Here is a 17046-nt window from a genome sequence, read left to right as displayed (position 1 = left end):
GGCGACGTGCGGAGATCGATCCTAGTCGCGACCGGCTCACTTGTACTTCGGCGACGGCGGCGACGCCGGGCCCAGCGAGGGCTCCACCCAGCGCCGGTAGCTGTTCTGCCACGCGTCGCTGCCGCGGATCTTGTCCAGCACGGCGTTGACGTACCGGACCATGTCCTCGTTGTCCTTCGGCACGCCGATGCCGTAGTTCTCCTCGGTGAACTGGTCGCCGACCACCTTCAGCGTCGGGTCCTGCGCGGCCATCCCGGCGAGGATCGTGTCGTCGGTCGAGACGGCGTCGACCTGACCCTGCTGGAGCATCACCAGGCAGTCCGACCAGTTGTCCACCGAGACCGGCACCGGCTTCGACGGGTCCGTCGCGATCTTCGCCGCGGACGTCGACTTCTTGGCCGCGCACACCCGCTTGCCGGTGAGGTCGGCCAGCTTGGTCACCTTCGACTCCTTGGTGACCAGGATCCGCTGCCCCGCCTTGTAGTAGACGGACGAAAACTGGACGCTCTTCTTGCGCGAGCAGGTGATGCTGTAGGTCCGGACCACGATGTCGACCTGGTGCTCTTTCAGGACGTCCTCACGCTGCCCTGACGTGATCGCGCGGAACTGCACGCGTCCTTCCGGCGAGCCGAAGATCGACCGGGCGATCTCGTTGACCATGTCGATGTCGAAGCCCTCGAGGTTGCCCGTCGTGGGGTTGCGGAAGCCGAACAGGTAGGTCGTCTGGTCGACGCCGGCGATCAGCTTGCCGCGTTCCTTGATCTTCGCCATGGTCGAGCCGTCGGGGATACCGGTCCCGCTCGGCGCGAGGCTGACCAGGGGGTCGCAGCTGGTGTCGGTGGCGCCGCCGGCCGTCGAGTCGGGGCCACCGACGTGCGCGGGCTGCGGCCAGGCCGCGTTGCTCACCGGGGCCGGGTCGACCGGCTTCCCGGGGCTGCCGCAGGCCGCCAGCACCAGCGCGGCGAACGCCAGCGCACCCGCCCGGACCGTGTTCCCCCGCCTGCTCACCGGTACTCCCTCAGTCGCTCCCGGATCCCCATGGTGACACCCGCCGCGGCGACCACGGCGAGCACGGCCAGGCCGGGCGCGAGCAGCGTCAGCGCGGCCTCGCCGCCGTGGGTGTCGTCGAGGAACTCCTGCCGGCCGACGTCGATCGCCGCCTGGAGGCTGTCGTCGAGCCGCCGGAACGCCGGGGCCGAGCCGTCGGTCTTGTCCTCGAGGACCGCGGCGTCGACGGCTTCCTGGTACGCCCCCGCGTTGTCCTGGTCGCGGACCTGCTTGTGCGCCTTCATCCAGTCGTTCGCGGCCTTCGTCGCGTCGGCGACCTTGGCGGCGCCGTCACCGTCCGTGATCAGGCCACGGGCTTCACCGAGCAGGCCGCCCTGACCGTCCGGGCCGACCAGCTGGGCCGCGTTGGTGCCGAAGTCCTTCTCGTACGCCGCGCCGTCGCCGCGGGCGACCAGCGTCAGCGTTTCGTCGGCACGGGCCTGCAGCGCGGCGATCCGCGCGCGGACGAGGACGTCGACGCGGTGCGAACCGTCGTCCTGGCCGCTGCCGACCAGGCTGCCCTGCACGACCAGCGCGACCGCGCCCCACAGCAGCGACACCACGACGGCGGCCGTCGCGACGACGAGCCCGACGTTGAGCAGCCGGTTCGTGCGCCGGGTCAGGTAGATCTGGGCCGCGATCAGCGCGGCGAGCAACGCGACCACGAGGATCGTGGCGAGCCACGGGAACCCGGTGGCGCTGTCCTGCTCCTCGATCAGCCGCTCGGTGTCGACGCGGTAGAGGTCCTGCGCGGCGGGCAGGATCTTCGCGCGCATCAGCTCGGACGCCTCGCGCAGGTAGGACGCGCCGACCGGGTAGCCGAGGCGGTTGTTCGCGCGGGCCGTTTCGACGAGCCCGGTGTAGACCGGCAGCGACTGGTTGAGGACGTCGACCGGGCCGGCCGCGTCGGCGACGTCGGAGGAGTCGGAAGCGGCCTTCGCGAGCGCGGCGCCGGCCTCGGCGATGTCACGCTCGTAGCGCGAGCGGAGCTCGGGCGGCTCGGTGCCGATCGACAGGAACGCGCTCGCCGCGGTCGCGTCGGCGTCCGAGAGCGACCTGTAGACCTGCTGAGCCGCGGCGGCGAGCGGCTCGCGGTGGTCGATGACGCCGCTGATCGTGTCGTCGCGGTCCTGCACCGACAGCGTCGCGACCAGCCCGGCGACGAGGGCCAGCAGCACCAGCCCGACGGCGATCACGGTGAGCCGGCCCGGCGTGGTCGCGGCGGACCGGATGATCGCGCGCACCGCCTGGCCCGGCAGGTCCAGCAGGCCGAGGAGGCCACTGCGGCCCCCGGGGCGGTCGCGGCCCTCCGGTGGCGGCGGCGGTGGGGTCCCCGGCGCGGGCGCCGTGGGACCCGGGGCCGTCGCAGTGCTGGTCATCCCCGATTCCTCCCCTGTCTTCCGGGGCTTCGCCCCAGCCGGGGGCTTCGCCACCCGGAACCCCCCGAAAAGACGCTGAGCCGTACCCGCAGAAGGTAGCCGAGTCGCGGTACCAGCGGGCACGGGCATCGCCCGCTGTCACCAGCACGTGATCTCGGAGCGAACCGCTCAGCTCCGGATTTCGGCGTGTACGCGCCAGTAACCGTCTTCCGGGCCCGATTCCAGCGTGCCCTCGACGAGGGCCAGGCGCTCGCGCATGCCGGCCAACCCGAAACCTTCACTCGTCCGAGTGAATTCGCCGAGCTGGTTGCGGACGTCGAGCCGGACGGTCCCGGGCTCGTAGTCCAGCCGCATCCGGACGTCCTCGCCGGGCGCGTGCTTGCCCGCGTTCGTCAAGGCTTCCCGCGCGACGCCCACCAGCGCGACGACCGCCGCGGACGGCAGTGGCCGGGCCTCACCGCAGGTCTCGAAGCCGACGCCGACGCCGTGGTCGCCGGCGTGCCCGGCGGCCACCTCGGCGAGTGCTTCGGCCAGCGGCGGAACGTCCCGGCGGAGTGCGGCGACGGCGTTGCGCGCTTCGGCGAGGCCGTCGGCGGCCAGGCGCCGGGACCGCCGGACCGAGCGAAGTGCACCGTCCACATCGGATCGTTCGGTGAGCAGCGCCTCGGCCAGTTCGAGCTGGACCCCCAGCGCGCCCAGGGAATGCGCCAGGACGTCGTGGACCTCGCGGGCGATGCGCGTGCGTTCGTCGAGGGCGGCGGCCCGTGCGTGTTCGGCCTGCGCGAGCCGGGTCTGCTCGAGCAGGGCGCCGGCCTGGATGGCCTGGACCTCGTACTGGCGGCGGTTGAGCCCGACCAGGACGAGCAGCAGCATCACGGCGGCGTCGGCGAGCGCCGCGCCGAAGGAGTGCCCGGCGAGCAGGTGCGCGGTCACCGCGAGCGCCATGTCGAGGAGGCCGATCCCGACGATCACGCCGACGCTCACGGTGGTCAGCGCCGCGAGCCGGCCGAGCGAGATGACGGACAGCAGGAGCGCCGACGAGTCCCCGGCCCGGCCGACGAGGACCGCCGGCACCACGCTGGCCACGGCGAGCAGCGCGGCCGCCGTCCTGGGCCGCCGGGACGCGAGCACGACGAACCCGAGCCAGCACGCACTCGCGACGCCGTAGGCGGTCCAGATCCGCGGGTCCGGCTCGCGCGCGGTCACCAGCGTCGCCGCGACGAAGAGGGTGCCGAGGACCTGCACCACGAGCCAGCTCGGCGCGATGGTGTCGGGCAGCAGGGGACGTTTCGGCACGTCCCCATCTTCCCCGGCGGGATCAGCCCCGGATGGCGGGGGCGAGCGAGTGCGGGAGCACCTCTTCGGGGCTCGGCGGGCGCCGGACCAGCACTTCGACATCGTCGGCGAAGCGGTACGGCTTCGCGCCGAGGATGCCGCCGAAGTGACGGCGCAGCCGGGACATCTCGGCGCGGACGGTGACCGTGCGGCCCGCGTCGCCGAACAGGTCGGACGACAGCTCGGACGCCGAGCGGCCGCCGCGGTGGCTGGCCAGCACGTACAGCATCTCGGCGTGACGCGGGCTGAGCCGGTGCGTCCAGGTCCCGGCCGCGCCGGCCACGGTCAGCTCGGGTTCGCGCGCCGACCGGACGTCGAGGACGACGCGGGTCGGCGGCGCGGCGTCGTTCTCGGTGGGGCGGATCAGCCAGCCGCCGGGCACGGGCTCGACCGCGCAGTGGCCGTACGCCGGCAGCCAGACCCCGCCGGGCGCGAGGTTCGCCGGCAGCGCGATGCGGTCGACCGGCGCGAGCCCGGCGGCCGCGGCGACCCAGCCGTGCCCGTCGGCGACGACGGCCTGCCCGCCGACCTTCGCGAGCACCGGGACGGCGAAGCCGCGCAGCCGTTCCAGTTCGGTGAGGTGGGTGGTGCGCAGCTGGGACTCCGCGAGCCGCGTCACGGCGTCGACCAGCGCCAACGTCGTCGCGTGGACGGTCGAGGCCGCGCCGGAGAGGTCGACGACGCCGAGCAGCCTGCCGTCGCGCGGGTCGTGCAGCGGCGCGGCGGCGCACGTCCAGGAGTGGTGTGAGCGGACGTAGTGCTCGGCGGCGTACATCTGGACCGGGCGGCGCGCGACGAGCGCGGTGCCGATCGCGTTGGTGCCGACGGATTCCTCCTGCCAGTCGACGCCTTCGACGAACCCGAGCCGGTCGGCGCGGCGGCGGACCGCGGCGCTGCCGTCACGCCAGAGGATGTGGCCGCCCGCGTCGACGAGCACCATGATGTGCGCGGCCTGTTCGGCGAGGCTGATCAAGCCGCCGCGCAACGTCGGCAGCGCCTCGGCCATCCGGCTCGTGCGGCGGCGTGTTTCCAGCTCTTCGACGGTCAGGACGGGCGCGGCGGCGCGGCTGTCGGGGTCGATGCCGAGACGGCGCATCCGCTGCCAGGACGCGTCGATCACCGGCCGGGGCCGGCTGGGGAGTGCCTGGCCGGTCAGAGCCGCTTCGTGCACCTGCGCGAGGACACGAGCGTGCCGCCGGGGGTCCGCCCCGGCAGGCAACGCTGCCTCGAGGTCTCGCTGCCCCAACCGCCGCTCCTTGCGCTCCGCCTCAGTCTGCCTTTTCGGTCCGCTGATCGGAAGGTGGCGACAATCTCGCCGAAGGGCTCTTCGCCGGCCAGGGAGGTGCCGGCGAAGAGTCCTTCGGCGGCCTCCGGCAGGGCCAAGAGCCACCGGAGGCGGGATGGGTCGATCAGCGCCGGTACTCCACGACCGCCTTCGCCGCGTTGAGGACCTTCTGCGCGTCCGGGAGGTAGAGGTCCTCGAGCGCGTCGGAAAACGGGACGGGCGTGTGCGGCGGCGTCACCATTTCGATCGGGGCGCGCAGCGAGCCGAACGCCTCCTTCGCGACGAGCGCGGAGATGTCCGTGGCGAGGTTGCAGCGCGGCGAGGCCTCGTCGACGACGACCAGTCGCCCGGTGTTTTCGACGCTTTCGAGAATCGTGCCTGTGTCGAGCGGGCTGGCGGTGCGGGGGTCGATGACCTCGGCTTCCACCCCGTTGGCGGCCAGCACTTTCGCTGCTTCTTCGGCGACGGCGACCATGCGGCCGATGGCCACGATGGTTACGTCACGGCCGTCGCGCACGACGTTCGCTTCGCCGAAGGGGATCGTGTAGCTGTCCTCCGGGACGTCGCCGCTGGTGTCGTAAAGGGCCTTGTGCTCGCAGAAGATCACCGGGTCGTCGTCGCGGATGGCCTGGACGAGCAGGCCTTTCGCCTCGTACGGGTTCGACGGCACGACGACCTTCAGGCCCGGGATGTGCGTGAAGATCGGGTACAGGCACTGCGAATGCTGCGCGGCGGCCCGCAGCCCGGCGCCGTACATCATGCGGATCACCACGGGCGTCCGCGCGTGGCCACCGAACATGTAGCGGAACTTGGCCGCGTGGTTGAAGATCTGGTCGAAGCAGACGCCCATGAAGTCGACGAACGCCAGTTCCGCGACCGGCCGCTGCCCGCGCGTGGCGGCGCCGATCGCCGCGCCGATGAAGGCGGACTCGGAGATCGGCGTGTCGAGCACGCGGCCGGGGAATTGGGGAAACAGGGCGTTCGTGACGCCGGGACCCTCGTCCCCGGCGTCGGTGCCGCCCATGACGATGACCGACTCGTCGCGGGTCATTTCCTGCGTCAGCGCCTCGGAGATCGCCTCGCGGTAGCTGATCGTGCGGGTCATGGGCGTGCGCTCCCCTCAATACGAGACGTAGACGTCGGTTTCGAGGTCCTCCGCTGTGGGTTTCGGCGCGGCCTTCGCTTCGGAGACGGACTCCTCGATGAGCTTCGCGACTTCGGCGTCGATGTCGTCGAGAACCTGCTCGCGCAGTTCCCCGCTCTCGGTGACGCGGGTGCGGAACAGCTCGAGGCAGTCGAGAGCGCCGTCTCCCGGGAAGCGGGTGAACTTGATCTCGATGAGCGTCGGGCCACCGCCGTCCCGGGCGCGTTCTACGGCCTCCCCCGCGGCTTCGTGGATGGCGAAGAAGTCGAACCCGTCGACGATCACGCCCGGCACGCCGAACCCGGCGGCGCGGTCGGCGATGTTGTCGGAGGCGACGGACCAGGTGCTGGACGTGACTTCGGCGTAGCCGTTGTTCTCGGCAATGAAGAGGGCGGGCAGGTCCCAGACCGACGCGAGGTTCAGCGCCTCCAGCGTCGTCCCCTGGTTGCCGGCGCCCTCTCCGAAGAAGGCGACGCCGACGCCGCCGGTGTTCTGCTGTTTCGCGGCGAGGGCGGTGCCGCAGATGAGCGGCGGACCGCCGCCGGCGATGCCGTGGGCGCCGAGCATGCCCTTCGAGAGGTCGGCGATGTGCAGCGAGCCACCCTTGCCGTGACAGGAACCTGTCTTGCGGCCGTAGATCTCGGCCATCATGGCCTTGACGTCGACGCCCTTGGCGATGCAGTGGCCGTGGCCGCGATGAGCGCCGGCGATGGTGTCGCGGTCGTCGAGGTGGGCGCAGACCCCCGCGGCGGAGGCCTCCTCGCCGGCGTAGAGGGGCACGAACCCGGGGATCTCGCCGGTAGCGAACTCGTCGTGCACCCGCTCTTCGAACGCTCGGATGGTGCGCATCACGCGATACGCCTCCCGCAGGGTGTCCGTCATCTTCGGCGCTCCTTCCCCAGCTCGGTCTCCGTGCGCAAGAGCCCTTTCCGGGCCGCTTCCGCCATCGTCGCCCGGACGTCCACGACCCACGGCCCGTCCGGCTTGAGCTCGACGAACGCGCTTTCGCCGGTCTTGAGTTCGAGTTCGCGCTCGCCGTCCAGCGCGATGACACCGCCCGAGGCGGCGAGCTCGACCCGCATCCCGGGTTTGAGCACACCCCACCCGCGGACGCCGACGGGCCGCACGAGCCCGGGCGCGATGGGCGCGTGCACGACGTACGGCGTCTCGTCGACGGGCCCGAGCTGCAGCGCGACGCCGTCCGGGCTCGACCGCGGGCTGGGACAGAGCTGCCCTGGCACGCTCGACAGGCCGATGCCGTCGGGTTCGGCGAAGGTGCAGTAGAGCTCGGTGAGCGTGGCGGGATCCCACAGCGCCTTGGCGCCGATGTGCCGGCTCGTCGAGACGCAGACGTCCACGAGCGCGATCTCCCGGCGAGCCTTCGTGACGACTTCGAGGACGCTGACGCGGTGCGTGACGAGATCGGGATCGACCTGCCCGGAGGCGATCAGCCCGGCGGCCAGCCCGGCGACGGTCGCCTCCCGCATCTGCGGGAAGGCGTTGTTGGTCCCGGTGGAGAGGGCGAGGATCGGAACGTCTTCGCAGGCCGCGGCGGCAACGCGAGCCGTGCCGTCCCCACCGAGCACGACGATGACCCCGGCCCCGGCCGCGACCATCCGGCGCACGGCGTTGGTCGTGTCGGCGGCGGTGCCGGTGATGGGATCGTCCGCGCAGAAGTCGACGGTGGGCCAGGTCCCACCCCGCCCGAGCGCCTTGAGAACCGCGGCGGAGATGCCTCCGAGATCGGTGGACACGAGGGCCCGGTCGAGTCCGGTCACCGCGAAGGCGGCCAGCAGGCGCTGGACCATGTTCGCCTTTTCCGCGGTGGGGAACACCGAGGCCTGCGCAACCAGCCGGCGGATGTCCCGTCCCGAAGCCGGATTCGCGACGATCCCCGCCACCGTCTCGCCCAACCTGACCTCCTGTCACAGCACCGGAGAACAGGAGACTCCGTCGCTGGGCGAAAGGGAAGGGTTGCAGGGCGTTGCAGTGTTCGCCGGACTGTCACGCGGAGCGCGCAGGCGCCGCCGTGCGACGGGCGCGCCGGCGCTGCCGCGCTCTGGTCAGGCTAAATCGGGCGGGCGTACCCGCCGCGCTGACGCATGCCTCGCCGGCGGCAACTACCGGACTGAGCCGAAGGTCACACCGGCACTGATCTCCAGTGGACTGTCCACCCGGGAGATCGTCGCGGCAGAGAAGAACGAACCGGTCATCCCCCGGGCGGAGAGCTACGGGAGCAGGCTCGCCGTGCCCTCGTAGGAGAAGCCGGCCTCGTCGACCGCCGCCCGCACGGCGTCCTCGGCCAGCGGGCCGTCAGCGCGAACGATCACCCGGCCGGCCGCGACATCGACGTCCACTTCGGTCACTCCCGGCAGGCCGGTGAGTTCTTCGGTGACCGACTGGGCGCAGTGTCCGCAGCTCATCCCGGAGACGGTGTAGCCGTGCTCGATCATGGTGCGGAGCATACGAAAAGGGCCGCCACCTCGAACGGGTGACGACCCTTTCCCAAGATCAAAGTCAGATCACGGTGACCGACGTGGCCTGCGGGCCCTTCTGGCCCTGGCCGATCTCGAACTCGACGCGAGCGTTCTCTTCCAGGCTCTTGAAGCCGTTACCCTGGATCTCGCTGTAGTGAACGAAGACGTCGCCGCCACCGTTGTCGGGGGTGATGAAGCCGAACCCCTTCTCGGAGTTGAACCACTTCACAGTGCCCTGAGTCATAAAAAAATCTCCATGTGTAACACCAAAAAACAGGAAGCCGCTTCGGCGCCCCGGGTCAACACGGGGACGGTTTGCTTCCTCGGCGAGGAGACACTACGCCCGCTGAATTCTGCGAGCGTGACTCAACACGAACACAAAAATCGAGACCATGGTCAGTAAAGCACACCACAAGCAGGCCGACAAGTCGTCGTCACCCGGACAGGGTGAGCTATTCGCCACTCGCCGGGCGCAACCCCTCCGCACTGAACGGCGAACGCCAGGTGGTGTCGCGCTCGGCGGCGACCACGGCGTCATCGTGGGCCTCCGCGCTGGCGCTGAACAGCACCGGTACGACGCCGGAGGACTTCCGCGCTGGTTCGGATGCGTGCTGGTGATCGGTCACGTCGAAACTCCCCTCGTTCCCTGCCCGCTGCGGCGCGGGTCATGACCGTGATGGTGCCATGCGGCACCGACAGAAACCGGTTGTTCCCGCCGGGACCCGGCCGGGAAGGTTCAGCGGCGAACCACCACCGGAACAACGCCAGATTACCCGAGCCGCCGCCGTGCTACCACACAACTTGCCCGCGTTTTCCGAAGCGAAACCGAGCAAACCCTTACTGGGCGGGCGGTTGCGGGCGCGCTTGCCCGAGCAACGCCGAAATCCGCACGTCCGGGGTCACGACGTCCGGGTCGGTGCGCACGTCGATGACGCACGGCCGCTGCCGCACCAGCGCGCTGGCGATGATCGGCTCGAGTTCCTCGCGATCGTCCACCGTGTACCCGGCCGCGCCGAGTCCACGCGCCCAGGACGCGAAATCCGTCAACGGGATGGACACCCCGGACAGCCTGCCGTGCGTGCGGGCCTGGTGCATGGCGAGCGCGCCGTGGACGCCGTTCTGGAAGACGACGACCATCACCGGCGCCCGGTACCGCACGGCCGTTTCGATCTCCTGGCCGGTCATCAGCGTCCCGGCGTCGCCGACCATGGCCACGACGGTCCGCCGCGGCTCGGCCAGCTTCGCTGCCACCGCGGCCGGCACGGCGTAGCCCATCGCGGCGTTGCTCGGGCCGAGCTGGCTGCGCGGCGCGGTGAAGCACCAGTACCGGTGCATGAACTGCGCGAAGTTGCCGGCGTCGCTGGTCACGATGGTGTCCTCGGGCGCCAGCTTCCGCAGCGCCCGGACGACGTCGACCGGGTGCACCCGGGTGTTGCCGCTCGTGTCGGGCGGGGTCATGAAGGTGTGGACGGCCGCGTTCGCCGCCGAAGCCCGCCGCGTCCGCGGCGACGCCACCTCACGCAGCTCCCGCAGGAACGGCTCGACCTCGGAGTCGACGCGGAAGGTCAGCCCGCGCCGCCGGGAGCTGACGTCGATGCCGGTGCCGACCAGGATCAGCGTCTGCTGGGCCGTCGGATAGCGGTAGGCCTGGGTGGTGACCTCGTCGAGCTGGGTGCCGAGCGCGAGGACCAGATCGGCCCGCTCAAGGGCGTCCAGCTGCCGCGCGGGGATGCCGAGCCCGAGGTGGCCGGCGTAGCGCGCGTGGTTTTCCGGGAAGGCGTCCTGCCGCCGGAAGGCGTTGTAGACGGGCAGCGCGAGCTCGTCGGCGACCGCGATCAGCTCGTCGCGCGCCGACCGCGCCCGTCCGCCGACGATGACCACGGGGTACTTCGCCTCGTCCACCAGTTGCGCCACGGCATCCGCCGAACGGCCCAGCGTGCCGGACGCCGGCGGCCGGACCCGCGCCATCGGCTTCGCCGCGTCGTAGGGCATCCCCCAGACGTCGCAGGGCACACCGAGCACGACCGGCCCCGGCCGGCCTTCCTGCGACGTCGTCAGCGCATGGGCGAGCAGGCTGGGCAGGCTGTCCGGGTCGGTCACCCGCAGCGTCGACTTGGCGATCGACTCGAACATCGCCGTCAGGTCCGACGTCGGCAGCTCCCCGGACGACGACGGCACCGGTTCGGTCGCCGGCGTCTCCAGCAGGACGACCATCGGAGTCTCGTCCTGGTACGCCGTCTGGACGCCGATCGCCAGGCTCGCCGCGCTCGGCCCCCGGCTGGCCAGCAGCACGGCGGGCCGTTCGGTGAGCTTGCCTTCCGCCTCCGCCATGAACGCCGCGCCCGCGTCGTGGCGCGCCGAGACCAGCGTGATCTCCCGCTCGCGCTGCATCGCGTCGAGCAGTTCCAGGAAGGACTCGCCGACCACCGCGTACACGCGGCGGACCCGCGCCTCGGTCAGGATCCGCACGGCCGTCTGGGCGACGGTCGCTCCCAGTTGGTATCTAATGAGGAGAGCTTAGGCGGGCACCGTTCAGTGCAGTCAAGTGATCTTGGCCGAAACCCGGCAAGGATGGACTGAATGTCCGCTTTGACCGTCTGTCAGCCGATCATGGGAGCGAGGACCGCAGCTTTGACCGCGATCGAACATGAAACCGTTTTTACTTATGGCGCACCGGCGTTGAAGTACGGCACCGGCGCCAGCGACGAGATCGGGTACGACCTGACCCAGTACGGCGTGCACCGGGTGCTCGTCGTGACGGATCCGCAGGTCGCCGCCACCGGCTGGCCGCGCCGCATCGCCGACGGGATCGCCGGCTACGGCATCGAAGCCGAGATCTTCGACGGCGTACACGTCGAACCCACCGATGTCAGCATGCAGAAGGCGGTTGACTTCGCCCGCGGAACCGGTCCGTACGACGCCTTCGTCGCCGTCGGCGGCGGCTCGGCCATCGACACCGCCAAGGCGGCGAACCTGCTCACCAGCAACGACGGCGAGCTGATGGACTACGTCAACGCCCCCGTCGGCGGCGGCCGCACGCCGGACCGCCCCCTGAAGCCGTTGGTCGCCGTTCCCACGACCACCGGCACCGGCTCGGAAAGCACCACGGTCTGCGTGCTCGACGTGCTGTCCCTGCGCGTCAAGAGCGGGATCAGCCACCTGCGGCTGCGCCCCACCCTCGCCGTCGTCGACCCCCGGCTCACCGTCAGCCAGCCGGCCGGGGTGACCGCTGCCAGCGGCATGGACATCCTCTGCCACGCCGCCGAGAGCTACACCGCGAAGCCGTACACCGAGTTCGAACGCAAGCGCCCGGAGCAGCGCGTGCCGTACTGCGGCTCGAACCCGCTGGCCGACATGTTCGCCGAGCAGTCGCTGCGGATGCTGTCGTGGGCCCTCCCCGCCGCCGTGCGTGACGGCGAGGACCTCAAGGCGCGCGAAGCCATGGCCTTGGCCGCGACGTTCGCCGGGCTCGGCTTCGGCAACGCCGGCGTGCACATCCCGCACGCCAACGCGTACCCGATCGCCGGTCAGGTCCGGGATTTCCACCCGGACGGCTATCCGGGCGAAGAACCCATGGTGCCGCACGGCATGGCCGTGTCACTGACCGCGCCCGCCGCGTTCCGCTTCACTTTCGACGCGGCACCGGACCGCCATCTGCGTGTCGCGCGCCTGCTGGCGCCCGACTTCGAGTGGCCCGGCGACTTCGCCGACCACCTGCCCGCGGTGCTGATCGACCTGATGCGGCAGATCGGCATCCCGGACGGCATCGGCGCCGTGGGGTACACGGAGTCCGATGTGGACTCCTTGGTCGAGGGAACGCTGAAGCAGCAGCGGTTGCTGGCGACCGCACCTCGCGATGCGTCCGAGGAGGACCTTGCCGGCATCCTGCGCGAGTCGGTGTCCCTGTGGTGAACGGGTACCCGCACTGGCAGACGGTTCCGTTGCGCTGGAAGGACAACGACGTCTACGGGCACGTCAACAACGTGGTGCACTACTCGCTGATGGACACCGTGATCAACACGTGGCTGATCGAGCAGGGCGGCCTCGACATCGAAGCCGGGGAGGTGATCGGGCTGTGCGTCGAGTCGCACTGCGGGTATCACTCATCGGTTTCCTTTCCTGGAGCGCTGCGGGTCGGTTTGCGCGTGGCACACCTCGGGAAGTCCAGCGTGCGCTACGAGATCGGGATGTACGCCGCCGACGAGTCCCTGGTCGCGGAAGGGCACTTCGTGCACGTCTTCGTGGACCGCGAGTCCCGCCGGCCGACACCGCTCGCCGGCAAACTGCGTGAGGCGCTGGAAGCATTGCGACCCGGATGACGTCGACCGCCGGCGGTTCACCTCCTCTCTGACGGTGCCGGTTCCGGGCCGGGTTCTTCCCGCGCTCCCGATCATGCACCACGGCACCGACAGAAACGGCTCGACGGCGCGAGTTGTCCACAGGCGGGGAAAAGATCGGCGAGTTGTCCACAGATTCGCGACGAGGGGTTCCCGGACCGCTCGGTGGCGATAATCTGGAAGCACCCAGGAGATACGTCCACAGTGGACGGGCAGTCAGCTCACTCGAGCGGCTCGCGACACGGATGGCGGCCTAGGCGTCGATCCGGTGGCACCGTTGTGAGAAGGCGTCCCGCTCGTGGCTCCGTTGTCGGCAGGCATGTCGGCGGCGGTCCCCACGTCCCCTGAAGGACCAGCAGTAGCTGCGGCTCCGTCGCCGGCAGGCGCCCCGGAGGCGACCGCAGATCCTGGGCCCACTGGCGGATTCGCAGTGGTCGCACACCCGTGGCCGGCAGGCGCCCCGCCCACGGTCGCGCCACTGCGCGCAGGCGGCGAGCCCCTGGTACCGGGCGGTTGGCTGCCTGCACCCGCGGTCGGCTCGGCACCGGTGGCTGGTTCCCCAGCCACCGGTGTCGCCCACGCCTGCATGAGTTCGGCGTACCGCGCCGACCTGGCCAGCAGGTCGGCGTGGTGACCCAGCGCGGTCTCACGGCCGTCCATGACGAGGACGCGATCCGCGCGCAACGCCGAAGAAAGCCGGTGCGCGATCACCACCAGAACACCACCCCGCGCGGCGAAGGCCCGCTCCGCGCGGGCTTCCGCCACCGGGTCGAGATGGGAGGTGGCTTCATCGAGGATCACGAACTCCGCCGGACTGGCGTAGACCCTGGCGAGCGCGAGCAACTGCGCTTCGCCCGCGGAGATGCCTTCGCCGCCGTGACCGATCTCGGCGTCGAGACCGCCAAGGCGCCTAAGCAACGCGCCCGCGCCCACCGCGTCGACGGCGGCCGACAACGCCTCGTCCGAAGCTGACGACGCGAAGAGGCCGACGTTGTCCCGGACGCTTCCCGCGAAGACGTACGCCTCCTGCGGAATCAACGCCACGAGCTCGTGGCGGAGCGCCGCGGGCACGTCCCGGACCGGGACGCCGCCCAGCAGTACGCGGCCTTCCTGTGGCGTCAGCATCCCGGTCAGCAAGCCGGCCAAGGTCGACTTGCCGATGCCACTCGGCCCGACGACGGCGAGGTGCTCCCCCGGCCGCACGCCTAGGTCCAGACCACGGACCACGGGCTCGGCCGTCGCGCCCCAGCCGAACGTGAGGCCGCGGACCTGGACGTCGGTGCCGCGCGGGATCGCCGTGCCGTCGGACACGGCCGGCAGTTCGGCCGTCTCCGCCAGCCTGCGGAGCGCGACCAGCAGACGCAGGACGACGGTGCCGGCCGTGGCCGCCAGGCCGCGGAGGGCCGGTTGCATCGTCGTGGCCAGGTAGACCAGCGCGCCGAGTGCCGCGCCCGCGGTCAGTTCGCCGCGGACCACCAGACCCGGCGCCAGCGCCAGTGCGAGCAACAACGGGACAAACCCGCCAAGCGAGATCACCAGGGCCCGGAGGGCGCTCGAGCGCGCCACGCGGATCGCGGCCGTCGCCTGCTCGTCGACCGCGTCGTACATCGCCAGCGCGGCGATCGGCTCGGCACCGCAGGCCACGATGTCGCGCATCCCGGCCAGGGATTGACCCGCCGTCGCGGCCGTGTGCTCGTCCGCCAGCGCCAGCGCACGCTGGCGGCGGGCGAGAGAAGGAAGGAGGCAGACGAAGGCGACCAACGAGACGACCACCGGCACCGCGACCGGGACCACCAGCGCGCCGGCGACCGTCACGAGGCCGGCGAGCGCGGACGCCGTCGTCACCAGCATGCCGCGGGCCTGCACCAGCAGTCCGGCGGTCGCGTCGCGGACCACTTCGACGTGCTGGGTGATCCGGGCGACGCCGCTGGAGTCCGGCTGGTTGCGCGGCGGGGACTCGTCGTGCAGCACGCCTCGGACGACCGCGGTCACCAGAGCGTCGCGCAGCGGCTCGACCACCTTGCCGAGCTGGTGCCAGACCATCCGCGAACCGAAGGCGCCGAGCACGGCGGCGAGTCCGAACAACATCAGCCAGCCGAGGCCGGCCGCCGGGTCGCCGATCGAGAAACCCCGGTCCACGGACAGCTCGACGAGCCGTCCCGAAAAGAACGCAGGTACGCCTTCGAGCAGCGAACACACGAGCAGCACCACACCGCCACGCCACTGCCCGGCGAGAGCGGACCAGTACAACCGGCGCAGGCTCACTCGTCGTCCTCCGTGAAGACTCCCCGGTAGCCCGGCTCCTGCCACAGAGCGGCGTGCGGGGCCACCGCGCGGATCCGGCCCTCTTCGAGCCATACCACCAGGTCGGCGCGGGCGGCGGTGCCCGCGCGGTGGGTCACGACGACGCGCGTGCGGCCGGGCAGCGCACCGGCGAGCGCACGCTCGACCGCGGCCTCGGTGACCGTGTCGAGGCTGGCCGTGGCGTCGTCGAAGATCAGGACGCGCGGGTTGTGCACGATCGCCCGGGCCAGGCCGAGCCGTTGGGCTTCGCCGCCCGAAAGCGGCGTCTCGGCCAAGGGTGTGCGGTAGCCGTCGGGCAGGCGGACGACGACCTCCTCGACCTGTGCGGTCCGGCACGCGCTGCGGACGGCGGACTCACCCGCCCAGGTGCCGTAGCCGACCGCGTCGGCGACCGTGGCGCCGAGCAGCGCGGGCCGTTCGAAGGCGTAGCCGATGACCGCGCGCAGCTCCTCGCGGCGAAGGCGCTCGAGCGGACGGCCGTCGAGCAGCACTTGGCCTTCGTCGGGCGTGATCAGTCCGCCGAGCACGCCGGCCAGCGCGGACTTGCCCGCGCCCGACCGGCCGACGACCGCGAGGAAGGTGCCGCCGTCGATGCGCAGGTCGATCTCCGCCAGCGCGCCCGTCACGCCGATGTGGCGGAGGTCGATAGTGCCGTCGCCGGGCAGGATCGGCAGCTTGCCGGGCACGGGTTCGGGCTCGTCGAGGACCTCGACGAGCCGCTCGGCGCAGCCGCGCGCCCGGGACAGCATGGTGAGCAACGGGATCTGGGTGACCAGCCCGAGGCCGAGGGCGACGTAGCCGAGCGTGGCCACGACGTCGCCGACGCTGAGCCGGCCCGTGAGGACGCCGAAGCCGGCCGCGGCGAGCACGGAAATCTCGACCGCCGGCGTCAGCAGGCCGGCGCGCCAGACCATCCGGGCTTGCGTGCGCCAGAGGCCCTGACCCGCGAGCGACAGCTTCGGCAGAGGGCGCAGGACTCGTTCGGCTTCGCGGTCGGCGGTGCCGGACGCGGCGATGGTGCGGAGGCCGGTGACCGCGTCGACCATCCGTGCCGCCAGCTCGCCGGAAACCCGCTGGTAGGTGAGGACGTCGTCGGCGGTGCGGCGGAGGTGACTGCGCGCGAGCAGCAGGGCGAACGGGATGCTGCCCAGGAAGACGAGCGCCAGGCGCCAGTCCAGGAGGGCGAGCAGGACGACGGCACCGGTCGAGATGACCAGCATCGAGCCGCACTGGACGACGATCGTGACGATCCCGCCGGCGCCGACGCAGTCGCCGGTGAGACGGCTGATCGCGTCGCCCTCGGCGAAGCGCGAACGCGTGCCGAGCGAGAAGAGCTTGTCGGAGACCGTGCGGCGCAGCCAGGCGGACGCCGTCGCGGTGACGCGGGTGGTCAGGATGCCGCCCACGACGTCGGCCGCGATCTCCGCGCCGCCGACGAGCAGCAGCCAGGAGACCTCGGGCCAGCTCCGGCGGCCCGCGACAACGCTGTCGACCGCTGCCGCGAGCGCGCCGGGAAGGAGCAGGCCGGCCGCGGTGGCGACCAGCGCGGTACCCACGATGGCGGCCAGCCGGGGGCGATCGAGACCGGCCACCCTGGCCAGCAACCGATCGGCGGGGCCGCGCATCTCACTCCTTCGGACGAGGTACCGCCGAGGCGGTACCGGGGCCACAATGAAGGTGCGGGAGCGGCGCACTTGGCCTGTGCCGCTCCCGCACCGTTCACCTAGGCACTACTGCC

The 17046-nt window shown here is 71.5% G+C and carries 15 protein-coding genes; 2 read left to right on the top strand and 13 right to left on the bottom strand.

Features of this window, described 5'->3' with window-relative positions; all coding sequences use genetic code 11:
- Positions 1 to 36 precede the first annotated feature (36 nt).
- The 11 genes from ACZ4TR_RS37100 to ACZ4TR_RS37050 all read right to left on the bottom strand — a co-directional run bounded on the left by ACZ4TR_RS37100 (position 37) and on the right by ACZ4TR_RS37050 (position 11163).
- Positions 37 to 1008: a glutamate ABC transporter substrate-binding protein gene (locus tag ACZ4TR_RS37100; RefSeq protein ID WP_465292754.1), complete on the bottom strand. Its 972-nt coding sequence runs from the start codon at positions 1006 to 1008 to the stop codon at positions 37 to 39.
- Positions 1005 to 2426, bottom strand: a complete 1422-nt coding sequence (locus ACZ4TR_RS37095) for a hypothetical protein (RefSeq protein ID WP_465292752.1) — start codon at positions 2424 to 2426, stop codon at positions 1005 to 1007. The genes ACZ4TR_RS37100 and ACZ4TR_RS37095 overlap by 4 nt, the downstream gene beginning before the upstream one ends.
- 168 nt (positions 2427 to 2594) lie before the next feature.
- Positions 2595 to 3722 carry a sensor histidine kinase gene (locus tag ACZ4TR_RS37090; RefSeq protein WP_465292750.1) on the bottom strand — a complete coding sequence of 376 codons (1128 nt, stop codon included), beginning with the start codon at positions 3720 to 3722 and terminating at the stop codon, positions 2595 to 2597.
- Positions 3723 to 3744: 22 nt separating this feature from the next.
- The gene (locus ACZ4TR_RS37085; protein WP_465292748.1) at positions 3745 to 5007 is read right to left on the bottom strand and encodes a helix-turn-helix domain-containing protein; all 1263 of its coding nucleotides are present in this window, start codon (positions 5005 to 5007) and stop codon (positions 3745 to 3747) included.
- A gap of 163 nt (positions 5008 to 5170) precedes the next feature.
- The gene (locus tag ACZ4TR_RS37080; protein ID WP_465292746.1) at positions 5171 to 6151 is read right to left on the bottom strand and encodes an alpha-ketoacid dehydrogenase subunit beta; all 981 of its coding nucleotides are present in this window, start codon (positions 6149 to 6151) and stop codon (positions 5171 to 5173) included.
- Between the two features lie 15 nt (positions 6152 to 6166).
- The gene (locus ACZ4TR_RS37075; RefSeq protein ID WP_465292744.1) at positions 6167 to 7072 is read right to left on the bottom strand and encodes a thiamine pyrophosphate-dependent dehydrogenase E1 component subunit alpha; all 906 of its coding nucleotides are present in this window, start codon (positions 7070 to 7072) and stop codon (positions 6167 to 6169) included.
- A complete protein-coding gene (locus ACZ4TR_RS37070; RefSeq protein WP_465292743.1) occupies positions 7069 to 8103 on the bottom strand; it encodes an ATP-NAD kinase family protein in 1035 nt (344 codons plus the stop codon). The genes ACZ4TR_RS37075 and ACZ4TR_RS37070 overlap by 4 nt, the downstream gene beginning before the upstream one ends.
- Before the next feature lie 315 nt (positions 8104 to 8418).
- Positions 8419 to 8643: a heavy-metal-associated domain-containing protein gene (locus tag ACZ4TR_RS37065; protein WP_364520717.1), complete on the bottom strand. Its 225-nt coding sequence runs from the start codon at positions 8641 to 8643 to the stop codon at positions 8419 to 8421.
- Between the two features lie 64 nt (positions 8644 to 8707).
- Positions 8708 to 8911: a cold-shock protein gene (locus tag ACZ4TR_RS37060; RefSeq protein ID WP_013222289.1), complete on the bottom strand. Its 204-nt coding sequence runs from the start codon at positions 8909 to 8911 to the stop codon at positions 8708 to 8710.
- A 208-nt stretch (positions 8912 to 9119) separates the two neighbouring features.
- Positions 9120 to 9293, bottom strand: a complete 174-nt coding sequence (locus ACZ4TR_RS37055) for a hypothetical protein (protein ID WP_286000398.1) — start codon at positions 9291 to 9293, stop codon at positions 9120 to 9122.
- Between the two features lie 211 nt (positions 9294 to 9504).
- The gene (locus ACZ4TR_RS37050) at positions 9505 to 11163 is read right to left on the bottom strand and encodes a thiamine pyrophosphate-binding protein (protein WP_465293105.1); all 1659 of its coding nucleotides are present in this window, start codon (positions 11161 to 11163) and stop codon (positions 9505 to 9507) included.
- Positions 11164 to 11277: 114 nt separating this feature from the next.
- Between ACZ4TR_RS37050 and ACZ4TR_RS37045 the strand changes: the two genes are divergently transcribed.
- Entirely contained in the window at positions 11278 to 12579 is a 1302-nt protein-coding gene (locus ACZ4TR_RS37045) for a hydroxyacid-oxoacid transhydrogenase (protein WP_465293104.1), read from the top strand.
- Positions 12573 to 12986 (top strand): acyl-CoA thioesterase, encoded by a 414-nt coding sequence (locus tag ACZ4TR_RS37040; RefSeq protein WP_465292741.1) that lies wholly within the window; start codon positions 12573 to 12575, stop codon positions 12984 to 12986. Before ACZ4TR_RS37045 ends, ACZ4TR_RS37040 begins: the two co-directional genes overlap by 7 nt.
- A 234-nt stretch (positions 12987 to 13220) precedes the next feature.
- Here ACZ4TR_RS37040 and ACZ4TR_RS37035 read toward each other — a convergent pair whose 3' ends face one another.
- Together ACZ4TR_RS37035 and ACZ4TR_RS37030 are read right to left on the bottom strand one after the other, a co-directional pair.
- On the bottom strand, positions 13221 to 15269 hold the full coding sequence (locus tag ACZ4TR_RS37035; protein ID WP_465292739.1) for an ATP-binding cassette domain-containing protein: 2049 nt from the start codon (positions 15267 to 15269) through the stop codon (positions 13221 to 13223).
- Positions 15266 to 16933 (bottom strand): ABC transporter ATP-binding protein, encoded by a 1668-nt coding sequence (locus ACZ4TR_RS37030; RefSeq protein ID WP_465292737.1) that lies wholly within the window; start codon positions 16931 to 16933, stop codon positions 15266 to 15268. The genes ACZ4TR_RS37035 and ACZ4TR_RS37030 overlap by 4 nt, the downstream gene beginning before the upstream one ends.
- Positions 16934 to 17046: the final 113 nt, after the last annotated feature.

Source organism: Amycolatopsis sp. NPDC028719 (genome assembly GCF_055565395.1).
The sequence above is the reverse complement of the archived record's forward strand: the minus strand, read 5'-3'. Positions and strand labels throughout refer to the sequence as shown.